The sequence below is a fragment of the Streptomyces calvus genome, assembly GCF_006782915.1.
Lineage (GTDB): Bacteria > Actinomycetota > Actinomycetes > Streptomycetales > Streptomycetaceae > Streptomyces > Streptomyces calvus.
Genome location: NZ_VCNP01000045.1, coordinates 29,458 through 45,447, shown reverse-complemented (window position 1 = coordinate 45,447; position 15,990 = coordinate 29,458). Strand labels below are relative to the sequence as shown.

Below are 15,990 nucleotides of genomic sequence, written 5' to 3'. Positions count from 1 at the left end.
AGGCCCACCGCTTGCTGCCCGGAAGCCGTGGGTGACGACGTCCGGGCGAACGCACTGGACGGCGCCTTCGCCGAACCGCTCCGCGATCTGCTCAATCCCGTGCAGCGGCAGGGGAGTTGAAGGAGATCCAGACGTCGGGTGGCAGGTCCGGGCGGTTCGGTACCGCCCTGTGTTCCTCGGTCCAGGCCTCGCCGGCGACCGTCGTGGCGACGCGACGCCAGAAGCGCACCGCGGCGGAGTTGGCGTCCTGGAAGGCGATGTCCCACGCACCCGGATGCCTGGCCACGACCTCCCGAGCCATACGCAGCCCGGTCCCCGACCGCCGCGCGCCCCGCGCCACGAAGAAGCTGTTCATCACGCGGGTGGGACCGTCCAGGCCACGGACGAACGCGAAACCGGCGGGCCTGTCACCCGCCACGGCGAGGTACGGCGCCCAGCCCGGCTCGGTGAACGCCGAGTGGAGCCGATCGCTGCGGAAGGTCCCGTCGGCGTCGGGCAGCAGGCCCTGGAACTCCGACATGTCATGGCGGAACATCAGCCACAGCCGCTCCACCACGGGACGGTCGGCAGGGCCGGCGAGGCGTACGGACAGATCTGACACGGGACTCCTCCGTCACTTCCGGCAGCGTCGTACCACCGTATCCACGGCGCCCGCCGGCCCCCGTCGGCAACCGGTCGGCCGGGGCACCGCACCGGCGGCACGGCCCGCACGCCCCGCGCGTGCGGCGCCCGCACCTCGGCGGCGAACACCGCGCCGAGCCTCCGGTTCGCTCCATCAGGTGGTGTGGACGGCGGGCCGGTCCGGGCGGCCCCGGACCGCCACAACCATGGGAATCGCCCCGGCACGTCCGCCGGGGCGATCCCATTGCTCCACGACGCCTTGATGGAGAGTGCCGTGAAGACTCGTTCCTGGTCCCTCGCCGCCGCCCTCGCCCTGACCGCGCTCCTGCTGCCGGCCCACACCGCCTCCGCCGCGCCGGCCGCGCCCCCGTCCTGCCCCGACGGGTCGGTGTGCTTCTGGAGCGGCGAGGGCTTCGACGGCGACTACTGGGAGTGGACCGCGCGCAGCGGCTACCGCGACATGCCGCCCCGCCTGCACGACCACGTCGGCTCGTTCGTCGCGAGCACCCGGGCCTGCTTCGTGAACTGGCAGCCCACCGAGAAGCGGAACGTCTTCAACGGCGACTGGCGCTCCCGCTACCTCGGCGACTTCGGCGGCCGGATCGACGGAGTGGGCCCGGGCGGCTGCTGACCCGCCCCACCCGGCCCGCCGTACTCGGCCACGCACCGAGGACGGCGGCTCCGTCACGCACCGCGGACGGCGGCCCGGCCACGTACCGGGCCCGTGGTCCTCAGCCCAGGTGGGTCGGCGCGAACATCCGCAGTACGGCGGGGAGCACGACCACCCGGGGCCCGGGCGCCGACAGGGCCCGGGCGAGATCGGCCTCCAGGGTCTCGGGAGTCGTACGGACGCCCGGGACCCCGAACGACTCGGCCAGCGCCACGTAGTCGGGGCGCGTCAGCTCCGTCGCCGTGGGCTCGCCGAAGGCGTCGGTCATGTACTCGCGGAGGATGCCGTAACCGCCGTCGTCGACGATCAGCCAGGTGACGTCCAGGCCGTACTGGCGGGCCGTGGCCAGCTCCGCGACGGAGTACAGGGCGCCGCCGTCACCGGAGACCGCGAGGACCGGGCGGGTCGGGTCGGCGGCCGCGGCGCCGAGGGCCGCCGGGAAGCCGTAGCCGAGACCGCCCGCGCCCTGCGCGGAGTGCAGGCGGTTGGGGCCCTTGGCGTCGAAGGCGGACCAGGCCCAGTAGGCCAGGATCGTCATGTCCCAGAAGGACGGGGAGTCGTCCGGCAGAGCACGCCGGACGGCCGTCAGGACCTGCTGCTCCAGGGTGAGTTCCTGGGCGGCGATGCGGTCGGCGACCTTCGCCAGCAGCGCGCGGACCCGCTGCGGAGCCGACTCGTCCGCGCGGGGCCCGACCGTCTCCAGCAGCGCCTGGAGGGCGAGGCGCGCGTCGGCGTGAATGCCGATGCCGGGATGGTTGGACTCCAGCTTGCCGAGGTCGGCCTCGATCTGGATCACCCGGCCGCGCGGCTTGAACGTGTGGTAGTTCGAGGAGAGTTCGCCGAGGCCGGAGCCGACGACCAGCAGGACGTCGGCGTCCTCCAGGAAGTCGGTGGTGTGGCGGTCCTCCAGCCAGGACTGCAACGACAGCGGATGGGTCCACGGGAAGGCGCCCTTGCCGCCCGGCGTGGTGACGACGGGCGCCTGCACGCGCTCCGCGAGCTGCCTCAGCTTCCCCGACGCGTCCGAGCGGACCACGCCGCCGCCCGCGATGATCGCGGGACGTTCGGCGTGGGCGAGCACGTGGGCGGCGAGCGCGGTGAGTTCGGGGCGCGGGGGCAGCTCGTCGGGGGTGGCGTCCATGGCCGTCACCACCGGAAGCACCGTTTCCGCGAGGAGGACGTCCTGCGGGATCTCCACCCACACGGGGCCGTGCGGGACGGTCAGCGCCGACTTCCAGGCCGCCGCGATCGCCGACGGGATCTGCGACGCGGTACGGACCGTGTGCACCGACTTCACCACGCCGCGGAACGAGGCCGCCTGGTCGGGCAGTTCGTGCAGATAGCCGTGGCGGCCGCCGCCCAGGCCGGCCGTCGGGACCTGACTGCCGATCGCCAGCACCGGGGCGGAGGCGGCCGCCGCCTCCTGCAACGCGGCCAGCGAGGTCAGCGCGCCGGGCCCCGTCGACAGCAGCAGCGGGGCCGCCTCGCCGGTGATCCGGCCGTACGCGTCCGCCGCGAAGGCGGCGTTGTTCTCCACCCGCAGGCCGACATACCGCAGGTCCGAGCGGCGCAGCGCGTCGAACATGCCGAGGGCGTGCTGGCCGGGCAGGCCGAAGACGGTCGTCGCGCCGAGCCCGGCCAGGGTCTCCACGACCAGGTCACCGCCGTTGCGGCCGGGAGGAGGATGCAGCGCGGCCTCCGTCTGGGCGGGCGTCGGACGGAGCACCAGGTCGTGGTCGTGGGTCACTTCGCGCGGGCCTCGGCAATCTGACGGGACATGATCGTGGTCAGCTCGTACGCCGTGTGGGAGGCGGCCACCGAGGTGATCTCGGCGTGATCGTACGCGGGAGCCACCTCCACGACGTCCGCCGAGACCAGGTTGCAGGAGGCCAGACCGCGCAGGATCTCCAGCAGTTCGCGGGACGTCATGCCGCCGGCCTCGGGCGTGCCGGTGCCGGGCGCGTGGGCCGGGTCCAGGCAGTCGATGTCGATGGAGATGTACAGCGGGCGGTCGCCGATGCGCTGCCGCAGCTGGTCGGCGACCTCGTCGGCGCCCCGGCGGTACACGTCCGCCGACGTCACGATGCCGAAGCCCATCTTCTCGTCGTCGGTGAGGTCCTGCTTGCCGTACAGCGGGCCGCGGGTGCCGACGTGGGAGAGCGCGGAGGTGTCGAGGATGCCCTCCTCCACGGCCCGGCGGAACGGAGTGCCATGGGTGTACTCGGCGCCGAAGTAGGTGTCCCACGTGTCGAGGTGGGCGTCGAAGTGGAGCAGGGCGACCGGGCCGTGCTTCCTGGCGACCGACCGCAGCAGCGGCAGCGCGATCGTGTGGTCGCCGCCGAGCGTCATCAGGCGGGCGCCGGTGCCGAGCAGGTCGTCGGCGGCCGCCTCGATCGTCTCCACCGCCTCGTTGATGTTGAACGGGTTGACGGCGATGTCGCCGCCGTCCGCGACCTGCGCCAGGGCGAACGGCGAGGCGTCCTGCGCCGGGTTGTAGGGGCGCAGCAGCCGGGACGCCTCCCGGATGGCGTTGCCGCCGAAGCGGGCGCCCGGCCGGTAGGAGACACCCGAGTCGAACGGCACGCCCACCACGGCGACATCGGCGCGGCCGACCTCGTCCAGGCGGGGCAGCCGGGCGAAGGTCGCGGGGCCGGCGTACCGCGGGACGCGGGAGGAGTCGACGGGGCCGCGGGGCGACTCGTTGCTGCTCATGGGGAACTGCCTTCTTTCCTACGCTTCATCGCGTATGCACTGCTTGCCCGGATGACTCTACTGGGCAGCGGGAATCTGTTCGGACGGGGATTCGATCGCGGGGGCGCGTCCGGCGAGGCGTTCGCGCCAGGCGGCCAGGACGGCCGCGTCGGTGGGCCGGGTCGCCAGGGACACCACGACGTAGGCGGCGAAGGACGCCGACAGGCCGTAGTAGACGGGCTCGTTGGCGAGGATGCCGTGGGCCGCCATCAGGCCGACGACGGCCAGCCCGCCGACGGCCACGGCGGCGAGCGCGCCCTGCGCGGTGCCCCGCCGCCACAGCAGCCCGCCGAGGATCGGCACGAGCAGACCGCCGACCAGCAGGTTGTAGGCGACGGTCAGCGCCTGCACGACGTCGTTCAGCGCGATGGCGGTGCCGATCACGGCCAGGCCCATGAGCAGGATGAAGGCACGGTTGCCCTTCACCTCGTCGTGCTCCCCGCCGGACGGGCGCACGATGCCGCGCAGCCGCGACCAGATGTCGTTGTTGGCGACGGTGGCGCAGGCGATCAGCGCGCCCGAGGACGTCGACATCACGGCGGCGAGGGCGGCGGCCAATACCAGTCCGCGGACCCCGACGGGCAGTTCGTCCTTGACGATGGTGGCGAACGCGTCGTCGGGACTCGCGAGCTTCGGGTACAGGACCTTGGCGGCGGTGCCGATGACGGCGCCGGCCAGGGCGTAGGCGAGGCAGTAGGTACCGGCGACGGTGCCGCCCCAGCGGGCCGTGCGGTCGCTGCGCGCGGTGAACACCCGCTGCCAGATGTCCTGCCCGATCAGCATGCCGAAGGTGTAGATCAGCACGTAGGTGAAGATGGTCTCGCCGCCGATGCCCAGCGGGTCGAAGTAGGCGGTGGGCAGCTGGGCCCGCATCTCGCCGAAGCCGCCCGCCTTGACGACGGCGATGGGCAGCAGCAGGAGCAGCACACCGATCGTCTTGACGACGAACTGCACCATGTCGGTCAGCGTGATCGACCACATGCCGCCGAGCGTGGAGTAGGCGACCACGATGGAGCCGCCGAGGACGATCGCCAGGGTGCGGTTGATGTCGAACAGGACGTCGAAGATCGTGGCGTAGGCGATGGTCGAGGTGACCGCGAGCATCAGCGTGTACGCCCACATGACGACACCGGAGATGACGCCCGCCCGGCCGCCGTAGCGCAGGTCGAGCATCTCGGAGACGGTGTACACCTTCAGGCGGGCGATGCGCGCGGAGAAGAAGACGCTCAGGGCGAGCAGGCCGAGGCCGATGGTGAACACCATCCAGGCGCCGGAGAGCCCGTACTGGTAGCCGAGACCGACGCCGCCGATGGTGGACGCGCCGCCGAGGACGATGGCGGCCATGGTGCCGGAGTACATGGCGGGGCCCAGGCGGCGGCCCGCCACCAGGAACTCGCTCTTGGACTTGGCGCGGCGCATGCCCCACCAGCCCATGGCCAGCATGCCGGCCAGATAGACGACGATGACCAGGTAGTCGACGGCCATGCGGGGCCTCCTTCGCGCACGGTCGGTGGCGTGTCGTGCAGGGGAACGTGCCGTCCGGCAGCGCCTCACGGGGACATCCGCCCGTACCCGTGGCCGCCGGTCGACCCGACACTAGGTGGCCGAAAAGCGACTGCGAAGTGTACGTTTCATCCATGCCGGCCGAACGGGATGGAGGAAACATCCATGCCGGACCCCACGGTCCCGCCGACACCGCCGGTGCCCCTGGACGCCCTGCTGGCCCGCGCGGACCTCGGCCTGCGCCGGATCGCGGGACCCGACGACCCGGGCATCGCCGTGCACTGGGCGCACACCTCCGAGATGGCGGACCCGTACCCGTACCTCCTTGGCGGTGAGCTGCTGCTGACGGCGGGCGTGCACATCCCGCAGGGGGCGGGCGCCGGGTACTTCGACGCGTACGTCTCACGGATCGTCGCGGCGGGCGGCGCGGCCCTCGGCTTCGGTGTGGCACCGGTGCACGACACGGTGCCCGCGGCGCTCGTCGAGGCGTGCGAGATGCACGGGCTGCCGCTGCTGGAGGTGCCGCCGCGGACCACGTTCTCGAAGGTGGCGCGCGCCGTGTGGCAGCTGATGGCGCAGGCCCGCCTGGCGGAGCTGCGCCGCGTCACGGAGGCCCAGCAGGGCCTGGCCACCGCCGCCGCCCGCCCCGACCCGGTCCCCTCCGTCCTGGGCCAGCTGGCGCGCCGGCTGGGCGGCCGGGCCGTGCTGTACGGGCCGGAGGGCACGGAACTCGCCGGTGCGGGGCCGGACCCGGGCGCGGAGGTCCGGGAGGCGCTGGCCGACCTGGGGGACGTGGTGCGCCCCGGCGCCGGACGGCCCGCCTCCGCGAGCGACACCGTCGCCGGCACCCGGCTGGTCGCGCACGCGCTCGGCCACGGGCGGGGCTTCGTGCTCGCCGTCGCCGCGCCGCAGCGGGAGGCGGGAGACCACACCATCACCTCGGTGGCGGCCGTCCTGCTGTCCCTGCTCACCGGTGAGCAGCAGAGCGGCACCGGCGCGGCCCGCTCCTCGGCGCTCGTACGGCTGCTGCTGGGGACGCCGCCCGAGGAGGTGGCGCCGCTGCTCGGCGCCGAGCGGTGGCGGGTGGTGCACGCCCGTCCGGACGGGCCGGCCCCGGACCCGGTGGCCGCGTCGGCGCTGGGCGCGGCGCTCGGGTCGGCGCTGGTGGACCCGTTCGGTGAGGCGGTACGGGTGCTGGTGCCGGGCGGTCGGGAGGTGGAGGCGCTGCCGGGCTGGACGCTCGGCGTGAGCGCGGCCGTCGCGGCGCACGAGTGGCCGGACGCCGACACGCAGGCCGCCCGCGCCCTGGCCCGGGCCCGCGCCACCCGCACCCCGCTGGTCCGGCACGGCTCCCGGCCCGCCCTCACCGACCTGGTTCCGCCGCACGACGCGGACGCCCACGCGCGGGCGCTCCTCGCGCCGTTGGCGGACGGTCCCGCGCTCACCGAGACGCTGCGCACCTGGCTGTCCCTGCACGGCAGCTGGGACCGTACGGCGGTGGCGCTGTCGGTGCACCGCAACACCGTGCGGCAGCGGATCGCGCGGTGCGCGGCGCTGCTGGAGGCGGACCTGGACGATCCGGACGTGCGGATGGAGCTGTGGTTCGCGCTGCGCCGCACCTGAGGCCCGCGCCGCCCCCGAGGAGCCGGCTCCGCACCCGAGGACCGACGAGGACCGACCCTCCGCACCCGAGGACCGGACCTCCACCCCTGAGGACCGGGGCTCCGCGACTGAGTATCCGTACGGAGCCGGCTGAGTACGTGACGCACGTCCCAGGGGGCGATACGCCGGGGACGCGCACCGGGTGCTGCTCCACAATGGGGGGCATGCCGATATCCGGGACACCCAGCCGAGCCGAACTCGTCGAACACCTCGTCGCCACGCGCATCGCGGGCGACGTCGCCACGCCGCGCGAGAACAACCTCTCCCACTACCGCAAACTGGCGAACGGCGACCGCCACTACTGGCTCGGCCTGGAACTCGGCGACCGCTGGACCGACGAGCAGGACGTGCTCGCGGTGATGGCGGAGCGGGTCGGTGTCAACGACGACCCCGAGCACCGGTACGGGCAGGACACCATCGACCCGGAACTCACGGTCGCCGGTCTGGAACGCATGGCGGGACGGCTGCGCAAGGCGGCGGACGGGCAGCAGCGGGTGCTGTTCGCCACCGGCCACCCCGGTGGCCTGCTGGACGTGCACCGGGCGACGGCCGCCGCGCTGCGCGCCGCCGGCTGCGAGATCGTGGTCATCCCGGACGGGCTCGCCACGGACGAGGGCTATGTGATGCAGTTCGCGGACGTGGCGGTGCTGGAGCACGGCGCGACGCTGTGGCACACGCACTCCGGTGAGCCGATGAAGGCGATCCTGACCGCGCTGGAACGCGAGGGCCGCCCGCTGCCCGACCTGGTCGTCGCCGACCACGGCTGGGCCGGTTACGCCGGACAGCACGGCGTCGACTCCGTCGGCTACGCCGACTGCAACGACCCGGCCCTCTTCCTCGCCGAGGCCGAGGGCACCGTCCAGGTGACCGTGCCCCTCGACGACCACGTCACCAGCCCCCGCCACTACGACCCGATGACGGCCTACCTGCTGACGGAGGCCGGGCTCGGCTAGACCGCCGGATCACCATCGATGCTCGCGCCCGGTCGGCACCGGGCTGTGCCCCGGCCGGATCCGACCGGGGCGCAACCGTCCTCGTCAGCGTTTGGCGAGTTCGGCGACCTTGGCCGTCAGGGCGGCTACGGCATCCTTGAGCGCCCCGTTGTTCTTGTCGGCGGCCTCGGTGCAGGCCCGTACGGCCTCGGCAAGCTCCACGTTGCTCCGTGCCAGGGCGATCTGGGCATCGGCGTGGAGCAACGCGATGGTGTCGGGGTGGGGCGCCGGTGCCCTCTTGTTCTTCCGCTGGGCGTCGCGCTGTTTTACGAGTTCGTCGACCAGGTCCTTCGCGGTGGTGGGCACGTTTCCCCCTTGTCGATGACGGGACATCGGTGGATCACTGCCCAGGAGCACCGCAGATCACTTCTCCCGATTCCGGGAGGCTCGCCTCACTACGGGGCGCGCGGGACGCGGACCACGCCCTCCTGGATGACGGAGACGGCGAGGCGGCCGTCCTGGGTGTAGATGCGGGCCTGGCCCAGGCCCCGGCCGCCGTGGGCCGACGGGGACTGCTGGTCGTACAGCAGCCACTCGTCGGCGCGGAACGGGCGGTGGAACCACATCGCGTGGTCCAGGGAGGCGCCCACCACGTCGCCGACCGCCCAGCCGCCGCGGCCGTGCGCGAGGAGGACCGAGTCCAGCAGCGTCATGTCGGAGACGTAGGTGGCGAGGACGACGTGCAGCAGCGGGTCGTCGGCGAGCTTGCCGTTGGTGCGGAACCACACCTGGGAGTGGGGTTCGCGGGGCTCGCCGAAGCGGCCGTAGGGCGGCTCGTCGGCGTACCGCAGGTCGACCGCCGCGCGGGCCTCCAGGAAGCGGTCCACGACCTCGGGGTCGAGGTGGGTGTAGCCGCGCAGCCGCTCCTCGGAGGTGGGCAGCGCCGCCGGGTCCGGTGCGGGCGGCATCGGCTCCTGGTGGTCCAGGCCCTCCTCGTACGTCTGGAAGGACGCCGAGAGGTGGAAGATCGGCTTCCCGTGCTGGACGGCGACCACGCGGCGGGTGGTGAAGGACCGTCCGTCGCGGATCCGGTCGACGGTGTAGACGATCGGCGCGCCCGGGTCGCCGGGGCGCAGGAAGTACGCGTGCAGGGAGTGGGCGGGCCGGTCCTCGGGGACGGTGCGCCCGGCGGCGACCAGCGCCTGCGCCGCGACCTGCCCGCCGAAGACGCGCGGGACGACGGCGGAACGGGACCGGCCGCGGAAGATGTCCTCCTCGATCTGCTCCAGGTCGAGCAGATCGAGGAGGTCCTGTAGTGCCTGACTCATGAGGTCGGTTGTATACGGCAGGGATGTCGCGGGGCTTACAGGCCCATGTCCTTCGCGATGATCGTCTTCATGATCTCGCTGGTGCCGCCGTAGATGCGGTTGACCCGGTTGTCCGCGTACAGGCGGGCGATCGGGTACTCGTTCATGTAGCCGTAGCCGCCGTGCAGCTGGAGGCAGCGGTCGATGACGCGGTGCGCGACCTCGGTGCAGAACAGCTTGGCGGAGGCGGCCTCGGCGGGGGTGAGCTCGCCGGCGTCCAGGGCCTCGGTGGCGCGGTCGGCGACTGCCTCGGCGGCGTCCACCTCGGCCTGGCAGGCGGCCAGTTCGAACTTGGTGTTCTGGAAGTGGGCGACCGGCTTGCCGAAGACGGTGCGCTCCTGCACGTACTGCTTGGCGAACCGGACGGCGGCCTTGGCCTGGGCGTAGGCGCCGAAGGCGATGCCCCAGCGCTCGGAGGCCAGGTTGTGGCCGAGGTAGTAGAAGCCCTTGTTCTCCTCGCCGAGCAGGTCCTCGACGGGGACCTTGACGTCGACGAACGCCAGCTCGGCGGTGTCGGAGGTCTTCAGGCCCAGCTTGTCCAGCTTGCGGCCGACGGAGTAGCCCTCGGACTTGGTGTCGACGGCGAACAGGGATATGCCGTGGCGGCGGTCCTCGGCCGTGGGTGCGGCGGTGCGGGCGCAGACGATCACCTTGTCGGCGTGGACGCCGCCGGTGATGAAGGTCTTGGCGCCGTTGAGGACGTAGTGCGTGCCGTCCTCGCTGAGCTTCGCGGTGGTCTTCATGCCCGCGAGGTCGGAGCCGGTGCCCGGCTCGGTCATCGCGATGGCCCACATCTCCTCGCCGGTGACGAACTTCGGCAGGTACCGCTTCTTCTGCTCGTCGGTGGCGAGCATCTTGATGTAGGGCAGCGCGAGCAGCACGTGCACGCCGGAGCCGCCGAACTGCACGCCGGCGCGGGCGGTCTCCTCGTAGAGGACGGCCTCGAACTTGTGGGTGTCCATGCCGGCGCCGCCGTACTCCTCCGGCACGCTGATGCCGAAGACGCCCAGTTCACCGAGCTTGTAGTAGAAGTCGCGGGGCGCCTGGCCCGCCGCGAACCACTCGTCGTAGACGGGGACGACCTCGGCCTCGATGAAGGCGCGGATCGTCTCCCGGAACGCCTCGTGATCCTCGTTGAAAACCGTCCGGCGCACTCCGCCACCTCCAGGAACCATGGGCATGTCTAAGCGCTTGCTCAGACAAAGGTACCGGCGAGTATCCACAGCCGTCCAGAGCCGGTGGCCCGTAACGCTCGTCACTCCGCCGGGGTCACGGCCCGGTCAGGACGTGCCCGCCGCCGCGAACGCCCCACGCGCCATCCGGTGCAGCAGCTCGGCGGTGCCCGCGCGGCCGGGCAGGGAGCCGGGGCGGGTCAGGTGCGGGGTGGAGTTGAGCAGCCCGAACACCGAGTGCACGGCCGAGCGGGCGGCCGGCTCGGCCAGCTCCGGGTACAGCTCGCGCACCACGCCGACCCACAGCTCGACGTACTGCCGCTGCAACTGGCGGACCAGCTTGCGGTCGCTGTCCCGGAGGCGGTCCAGCTCCCGGTCGTGCAGGGTGATGAGGGGGCGGTCGTCGAGCGCGAAGTCGATGTGCCCCTCGATCAGCGAGTCGAGGACCGCCTCGGGGGCGCCTCCGTCGGCCTCCTCCAGGCGTCGTTTCGCGCCGGTCAGCAGCGAGTCGCTGATCCCGACCAGCAGCTCCGCGAGCATCGCGTCCTTGCCCGCGAAGTGCCGGTAGAGCCCGGGGCCGCTGATGCCGACGGCGGCGCCTATCTCGTCGACCCCGACGCCGTGGAAGCCGCGCTCGGCGAAGAGCCGGGCGGCCTCCTTGAGGATCTGCTCGCGGCGGGTGGGGGCGTCGGTTCTGGTGGCCATGGAGACGATTCTAGACAGCGAGGTTAGCGGTCGTTAACCTGGAGGAAATGCGTTAACGCTCATTAACAAGGTGAGGGGACCCGCAGGATGCATGAGGCACCGGAGCTTCACAGCGCGGCAGATCCCGCGTCGGAGGCCTTTCGGGCCAACGAGGAGGCGCACCGCGCGCTCGTGGAGGAGCTGCGCGGCAAGCTGGCCGCGGCCGCCCTCGGCGGCGGCGAGAAGGCGCGGGCGCGGCACACCGCGCGCGGGAAGCTGCTCCCGCGCGAGAGGGTGGACGCCCTCCTCGACCCCGGCTCGCCCTTCCTGGAGCTGGCTCCGCTGGCGGCCGACGGGATGTACGAGGGGCAGGCGCCGGCGGCCGGCGTGCTCGCCGGGATCGGCCGGGTGAGCGGCCGGGAGTGCGTGGTCGTCGCCAACGACGCCACGGTCAAGGGCGGCACGTACTACCCGATGACCGTGAAGAAGCACCTGCGCGCGCAGGAGGTGGCCCTCGACAACCGCCTGCCCTGCGTCTACCTGGTGGACTCCGGCGGTGCCTTCCTGCCGATGCAGGACGAGGTGTTCCCGGACCGGGACCACTTCGGGCGGATCTTCTACAACCAGGCCCGGATGTCCGGCGCGGGCATCCCGCAGATCGCGGCGGTGCTCGGCTCGTGCACGGCCGGCGGGGCGTACGTCCCGGCGATGAGCGACGAGGCGGTGATCGTCCGGGGCCAGGGCACGATCTTCCTGGGCGGTCCGCCGCTGGTGAAGGCGGCCACCGGTGAGGTGGTCACGGCGGAGGAGCTGGGCGGCGGCGAGGTCCACTCGCGGGTGTCGGGCGTGACCGACCACCTCGCGGAGGACGACGCGCACGCCCTGCGGATCGTGCGCACCATCGTCTCCACGCTGCCCGCGCGCGGCGCCCTGCCGTGGCGGGTGGAGCCGGCCGTGGAGCCGAAGGTCGACCCGGCCGGGCTGTACGGCGCGGTGCCGGTGGACTCCCGCACGCCCTACGACGTGCGGGAGATCATCGCGCGGGTCGTGGACGGCTCCCGCTTCGCCGAGTTCAAGGCGGAGTTCGGGCAGACCCTGGTGACCGGCTTCGCGCGGATCCACGGCCACCCGGTGGGGATCGTCGCCAACAACGGCATCCTGTTCTCCGAGTCGGCGCAGAAGGGCGCGCACTTCATCGAGCTGTGCGACCAGCGCGGCATCCCGCTGGTGTTCCTGCAGAACATCTCGGGCTTCATGGTGGGCCGGGACTACGAGGCGGGCGGCATCGCCAAGCACGGCGCGAAGATGGTCACGGCGGTCGCCTGCACGCGCGTGCCGAAGCTGACGGTGGTGGTCGGCGGTTCGTACGGCGCGGGCAACTACTCGATGTGCGGGCGGGCCTACTCACCGCGCTTCCTGTGGATGTGGCCCAACGCCAAGATCTCGGTGATGGGCGGCGAGCAGGCCGCCTCGGTCCTCGCGACGGTCAAGCGGGACCAGTTGGAGGCGCGCGGCGAGGAGTGGCCGGCGGAGGACGAGGAGGCCTTCAAGGCCCCGGTCCGCGCCCAGTACGAGCGCCAGGGGAACGCCTACTACGCGACGGCCCGCCTGTGGGACGACGGCGTGATCGACCCGCTGGAGACCCGGCAGGTCCTGGGCCTGGCCCTGACCGCGTGCGCCAACGCGCCACTGGGCGACCCCCAGTTCGGCGTCTTCCGGATGTGAGGGGACCGACGACGATGGCAGCTCAGATGTTCGAGACAGTGCTGGTGGCCAACCGGGGCGAGATCGCCGTGCGCGTCATCCGCACGCTGCGGTCGATGGGCGTGCGCTCGGTGGCCGTGTACTCCGACGCGGACGCCGACGCCCGGCACGTCCGCGAGGCCGACACGGCCGTACGGATCGGTCCGGCGCCGGCGGCGGAGAGTTACCTGTCGGTGGAGCGGCTGCTCCGGGCCGCCGCCCGCACCGGCGCGCAGGCGGTCCACCCCGGGTACGGCTTCCTCGCCGAGAACGCCGGTTTCGCGCGGGCGTGCGCCGAGGCGGGGCTGGTGTTCATCGGTCCGCCGGCGGACGCGATCGCCCTGATGGGCGACAAGATCCGGGCGAAGGAGACGGTGCAGGCGGCCGGCGTCCCGGTCGTGCCCGGTTCCAGCGGCAGCGGTCTGACGGACGCGCAACTGGCCGAGGCGGCCCGCGGGATCGGCATGCCGGTGCTGCTGAAGCCGTCCGCGGGCGGCGGCGGCAAGGGCATGCGCCTGGTGCGGGACGCCGGGAAGCTGGCCGACGAGATCGCCGCCGCGCGGCGCGAGGCCCGCGCCTCCTTCGGCGACGACACGCTGCTGGTGGAGCGGTGGATCGACCGGCCCCGGCACATCGAGATCCAGGTCCTGGCGGACGGCCACGGCAACGTGGTGCACCTCGGCGAGCGCGAGTGCTCGCTGCAGCGCCGCCACCAGAAGATCATCGAGGAGGCGCCCAGCGTCCTGCTGGACGAGGCGACCCGGGCGGCGATGGGCGAGGCGGCGGTGCAGGCGGCCCGCTCCTGCGGCTACCGGGGCGCGGGCACGGTGGAGTTCATCGTCCCGGGCACCGACCCGTCGTCGTACTACTTCATGGAGATGAACACGCGGCTCCAGGTGGAGCACCCGGTCACCGAACTGGTGACGGGGCTGGACCTGGTGGAGTGGCAGCTGCGGGGGGCGGCGGGCGAGCCGCTGGCGTTCGCGCAGGACGACATCACGCTCACCGGTCACGCGGTGGAGGCGCGCCTGTGCGCCGAGGACCCGGCGCGCGGCTTCCTGCCGTCCGGCGGCACGGTGCTGAGGCTGCGCGAGCCCGAGGGCGACGGCATCCGCACGGACTCCGGGCTGAGCGAGGGCACCGAGGTCGGCAGCCTGTACGACCCGATGCTGTCCAAGGTGATCGCGTACGGTCCCGACCGCGCGAGTGCGCTGCGCAAGCTGCGGGCGGCGCTCGCGCAGACGGTGACGCTGGGCGTGCAGACCAACGCCGGGTTCCTGCGGCGGCTGCTGGCGCATCCGGCGGTGGTGAGCGGCGACATGGACACCGGGCTGGTGGAGCGGGAGGCGGACTCGCTGGTCTCCACCGAGGTGCCCGAGGAGGTGTACGAGGCCGCCGCGGCCGTACGCCTGGACGCGCTGCGTCCGCGCGGTGACGGCTGGACGGACCCGTTCTCGGTGCCGGACGGCTGGCGCCTGGGCGGCACGCCGAAGCCGGCCGTCTTCCACCTGCGGGTCACCGACCCGGTGGAGCACACGCCGCGCGGCACCCACACCGTCACCGACGACAGCGTGTCGGTGACGCTGGACGGTGTCCGGCACACCTTCCACCGCGCCGCCGACTGGCTCGGCCGGGACGGCGACGCCTGGCACGTGCGCGACCACGACCCGGTCGCCGCGTCCCTCACCCGGGCCGGGCAGGCGGGCGCCGACTCGCTGACCGCGCCGATGCCCGGCACGGTGACGGTGGTGAAGGTCGCCGTCGGCGACGAGGTGAGCGCCGGTCAGAGCCTGCTCGTGGTGGAGGCGATGAAGATGGAGCACGTCATCTCCGCCCCGCACGCCGGCACGGTCACCGAACTGGACGTGGCCCCGGGCACCACGGTCGCCATGGACCAGGTGCTCGCGGTCATCGCGCCCGTGGAGGAGGAGACGGCGTGAACACCACGGACCTGGGCCTGCCCATGACCGTACCGGCCGACGGGCTGCCCGCGCGGGTGCGCATCCACGAGGTCGGGGCGCGGGACGGGCTGCAGAACGAGAAGGCGACCGTGCCCACGGCCGTCAAGGCGGAGTTCGTCCGCCGTCTGGCCGGCACCGGCCTGACCACGATCGAGGCGACGAGCTTCGTCCACCCGAAGTGGGTGCCGCAGCTGGCGGACGCCGAGGACCTGTACCAGGCGGTCGCCGACCTGCCGGTGGCGCTGCCGGTCCTGGTGCCGAACGAGCGGGGCCTGGACCGGGCGCTGGCGCTCGGCGCCCGGCGGGTGGCGGTGTTCGCCAGTGCCACGGAGTCCTTCGCCAGGGCCAACCTCAACCGCACGGTGGACGAGGCGCTGGCGATGTTCGAGCCGGTGGTACGGCGGGCGAAGGCGCAGGACGTCCACGTCCGCGGCTATCTGTCGATGTGCTTCGGCGACCCGTGGGAGGGCGCGGTCGCCGTCCCGCAGGTGGTGAGGGTGTGCCGGGCGCTGCTGGACATGGGCTGCGACGAGCTGAGCCTGGGCGACACCATCGGCGTGGCCACCCCGGGCCATGTGACCGCGCTGCTGGCCGCGCTCGCCGGGGCAGGCGTGCCGGTGTCCGCGCTGGGCGTGCACTTCCACGACACCTACGGCCAGGCCCTGTCCAACACGCTGGCCGCGCTCCAGCAGGGCGTCACCACCGTCGACGCCTCCGCGGGCGGGCTGGGCGGCTGCCCGTACGCGAAGTCCGCCACCGGCAATCTCGCCACCGAGGACCTCGTGTGGATGCTGCGGGGCCTCGGCATCGACACCGGGATCGATCTCGGCCGTCTGGTCGCCACGAGCGTCTGGATGGCCGCGCACCTGGGCCGACCCAGCCCGTCCCGCACCGTACGAGCCCTCTCCCACCAGGAGCAGTGAA

At 72.9% G+C, this 15,990-nt stretch carries 14 protein-coding genes; 6 read left to right on the top strand and 8 right to left on the bottom strand.

The window, feature by feature from the left end; genetic code table 11:
* Nucleotides 1-91: 91 nt before the first annotated feature.
* A complete protein-coding gene (locus FGW31_RS22155; RefSeq protein ID WP_182674753.1) occupies nt 92-601 on the bottom strand; it encodes a GNAT family N-acetyltransferase in 510 nt (169 codons plus the stop codon).
* A gap of 294 nt (nt 602-895) precedes the next feature.
* Between FGW31_RS22155 and FGW31_RS22150 the strand changes: the two genes are divergently transcribed.
* Nucleotides 896-1,252 carry a peptidase inhibitor family I36 protein gene (locus FGW31_RS22150; RefSeq protein ID WP_233452547.1) on the top strand — a complete coding sequence of 119 codons (357 nt, stop codon included), beginning with the start codon at nt 896-898 and terminating at the stop codon, nt 1,250-1,252.
* A gap of 100 nt (nt 1,253-1,352) precedes the next feature.
* Here FGW31_RS22150 and FGW31_RS22145 read toward each other — a convergent pair whose 3' ends face one another.
* The 3 genes from FGW31_RS22145 to FGW31_RS22135 are packed head-to-tail and all read right to left on the bottom strand — an operon-like array spanning nt 1,353 to nt 5,527.
* Nucleotides 1,353-3,038 carry a thiamine pyrophosphate-binding protein gene (locus tag FGW31_RS22145; protein WP_142195221.1) on the bottom strand — a complete coding sequence of 562 codons (1,686 nt, stop codon included), beginning with the start codon at nt 3,036-3,038 and terminating at the stop codon, nt 1,353-1,355.
* Entirely contained in the window at nt 3,035-4,003 is a 969-nt protein-coding gene (gene speB / locus FGW31_RS22140) for an agmatinase (protein WP_142195220.1), read from the bottom strand. Before speB ends, FGW31_RS22145 begins: the two co-directional genes overlap by 4 nt.
* 57 nt (nt 4,004-4,060) lie before the next feature.
* Nucleotides 4,061-5,527, bottom strand: a complete 1,467-nt coding sequence (locus FGW31_RS22135) for a sodium:solute symporter family protein (RefSeq protein ID WP_142195219.1) — start codon at nt 5,525-5,527, stop codon at nt 4,061-4,063.
* 183 nt (nt 5,528-5,710) lie between these two features.
* On the opposite strand from FGW31_RS22135, the gene FGW31_RS22130 reads away from it, so the two are divergent.
* Both FGW31_RS22130 and FGW31_RS22125 read left to right on the top strand, forming a co-directional pair.
* The gene (locus tag FGW31_RS22130) at nt 5,711-7,168 is read left to right on the top strand and encodes a helix-turn-helix domain-containing protein (RefSeq protein ID WP_182674754.1); all 1,458 of its coding nucleotides are present in this window, start codon (nt 5,711-5,713) and stop codon (nt 7,166-7,168) included.
* Nucleotides 7,169-7,371: 203 nt separating this feature from the next.
* On the top strand, nt 7,372-8,160 hold the full coding sequence (locus tag FGW31_RS22125; protein ID WP_142195217.1) for a phosphatase: 789 nt from the start codon (nt 7,372-7,374) through the stop codon (nt 8,158-8,160).
* An 84-nt stretch (nt 8,161-8,244) separates the two neighbouring features.
* On the opposite strand, the gene FGW31_RS22120 is transcribed toward FGW31_RS22125, so the two are convergent.
* The 4 genes from FGW31_RS22120 to FGW31_RS22105 form a co-directional block, all read right to left on the bottom strand.
* Nucleotides 8,245-8,505 carry a hypothetical protein gene (locus tag FGW31_RS22120; protein WP_142195216.1) on the bottom strand — a complete coding sequence of 87 codons (261 nt, stop codon included), beginning with the start codon at nt 8,503-8,505 and terminating at the stop codon, nt 8,245-8,247.
* A gap of 89 nt (nt 8,506-8,594) precedes the next feature.
* On the bottom strand, nt 8,595-9,467 hold the full coding sequence (gene tesB / locus FGW31_RS22115; RefSeq protein ID WP_142195215.1) for an acyl-CoA thioesterase II: 873 nt from the start codon (nt 9,465-9,467) through the stop codon (nt 8,595-8,597).
* Between the two features lie 35 nt (nt 9,468-9,502).
* Nucleotides 9,503-10,660: an acyl-CoA dehydrogenase family protein gene (locus FGW31_RS22110; RefSeq protein ID WP_142195214.1), complete on the bottom strand. Its 1,158-nt coding sequence runs from the start codon at nt 10,658-10,660 to the stop codon at nt 9,503-9,505.
* 126 nt (nt 10,661-10,786) lie between these two features.
* Nucleotides 10,787-11,383 (bottom strand): SACE_7040 family transcriptional regulator, encoded by a 597-nt coding sequence (locus FGW31_RS22105; protein WP_142195213.1) that lies wholly within the window; start codon nt 11,381-11,383, stop codon nt 10,787-10,789.
* Between the two features lie 87 nt (nt 11,384-11,470).
* Here FGW31_RS22105 and FGW31_RS22100 point away from each other — a divergent pair, with 87 nt between their 5' ends.
* Genes FGW31_RS22100 through FGW31_RS22090 form a run of 3 tightly spaced genes read left to right on the top strand, consistent with a single transcriptional unit; the run spans nt 11,471 to nt 15,989 of the window.
* On the top strand, nt 11,471-13,087 hold the full coding sequence (locus FGW31_RS22100) for a carboxyl transferase domain-containing protein (RefSeq protein WP_142195212.1): 1,617 nt from the start codon (nt 11,471-11,473) through the stop codon (nt 13,085-13,087).
* 26 nt (nt 13,088-13,113) lie between these two features.
* Nucleotides 13,114-15,045 (top strand): acetyl/propionyl/methylcrotonyl-CoA carboxylase subunit alpha, encoded by a 1,932-nt coding sequence (locus FGW31_RS22095; RefSeq protein WP_142195310.1) that lies wholly within the window; start codon nt 13,114-13,116, stop codon nt 15,043-15,045.
* Between the two features lie 23 nt (nt 15,046-15,068).
* On the top strand, nt 15,069-15,989 hold the full coding sequence (locus FGW31_RS22090) for a hydroxymethylglutaryl-CoA lyase (RefSeq protein WP_220510938.1): 921 nt from the start codon (nt 15,069-15,071) through the stop codon (nt 15,987-15,989).
* Nucleotide 15,990 lies beyond the last annotated feature (1 nt).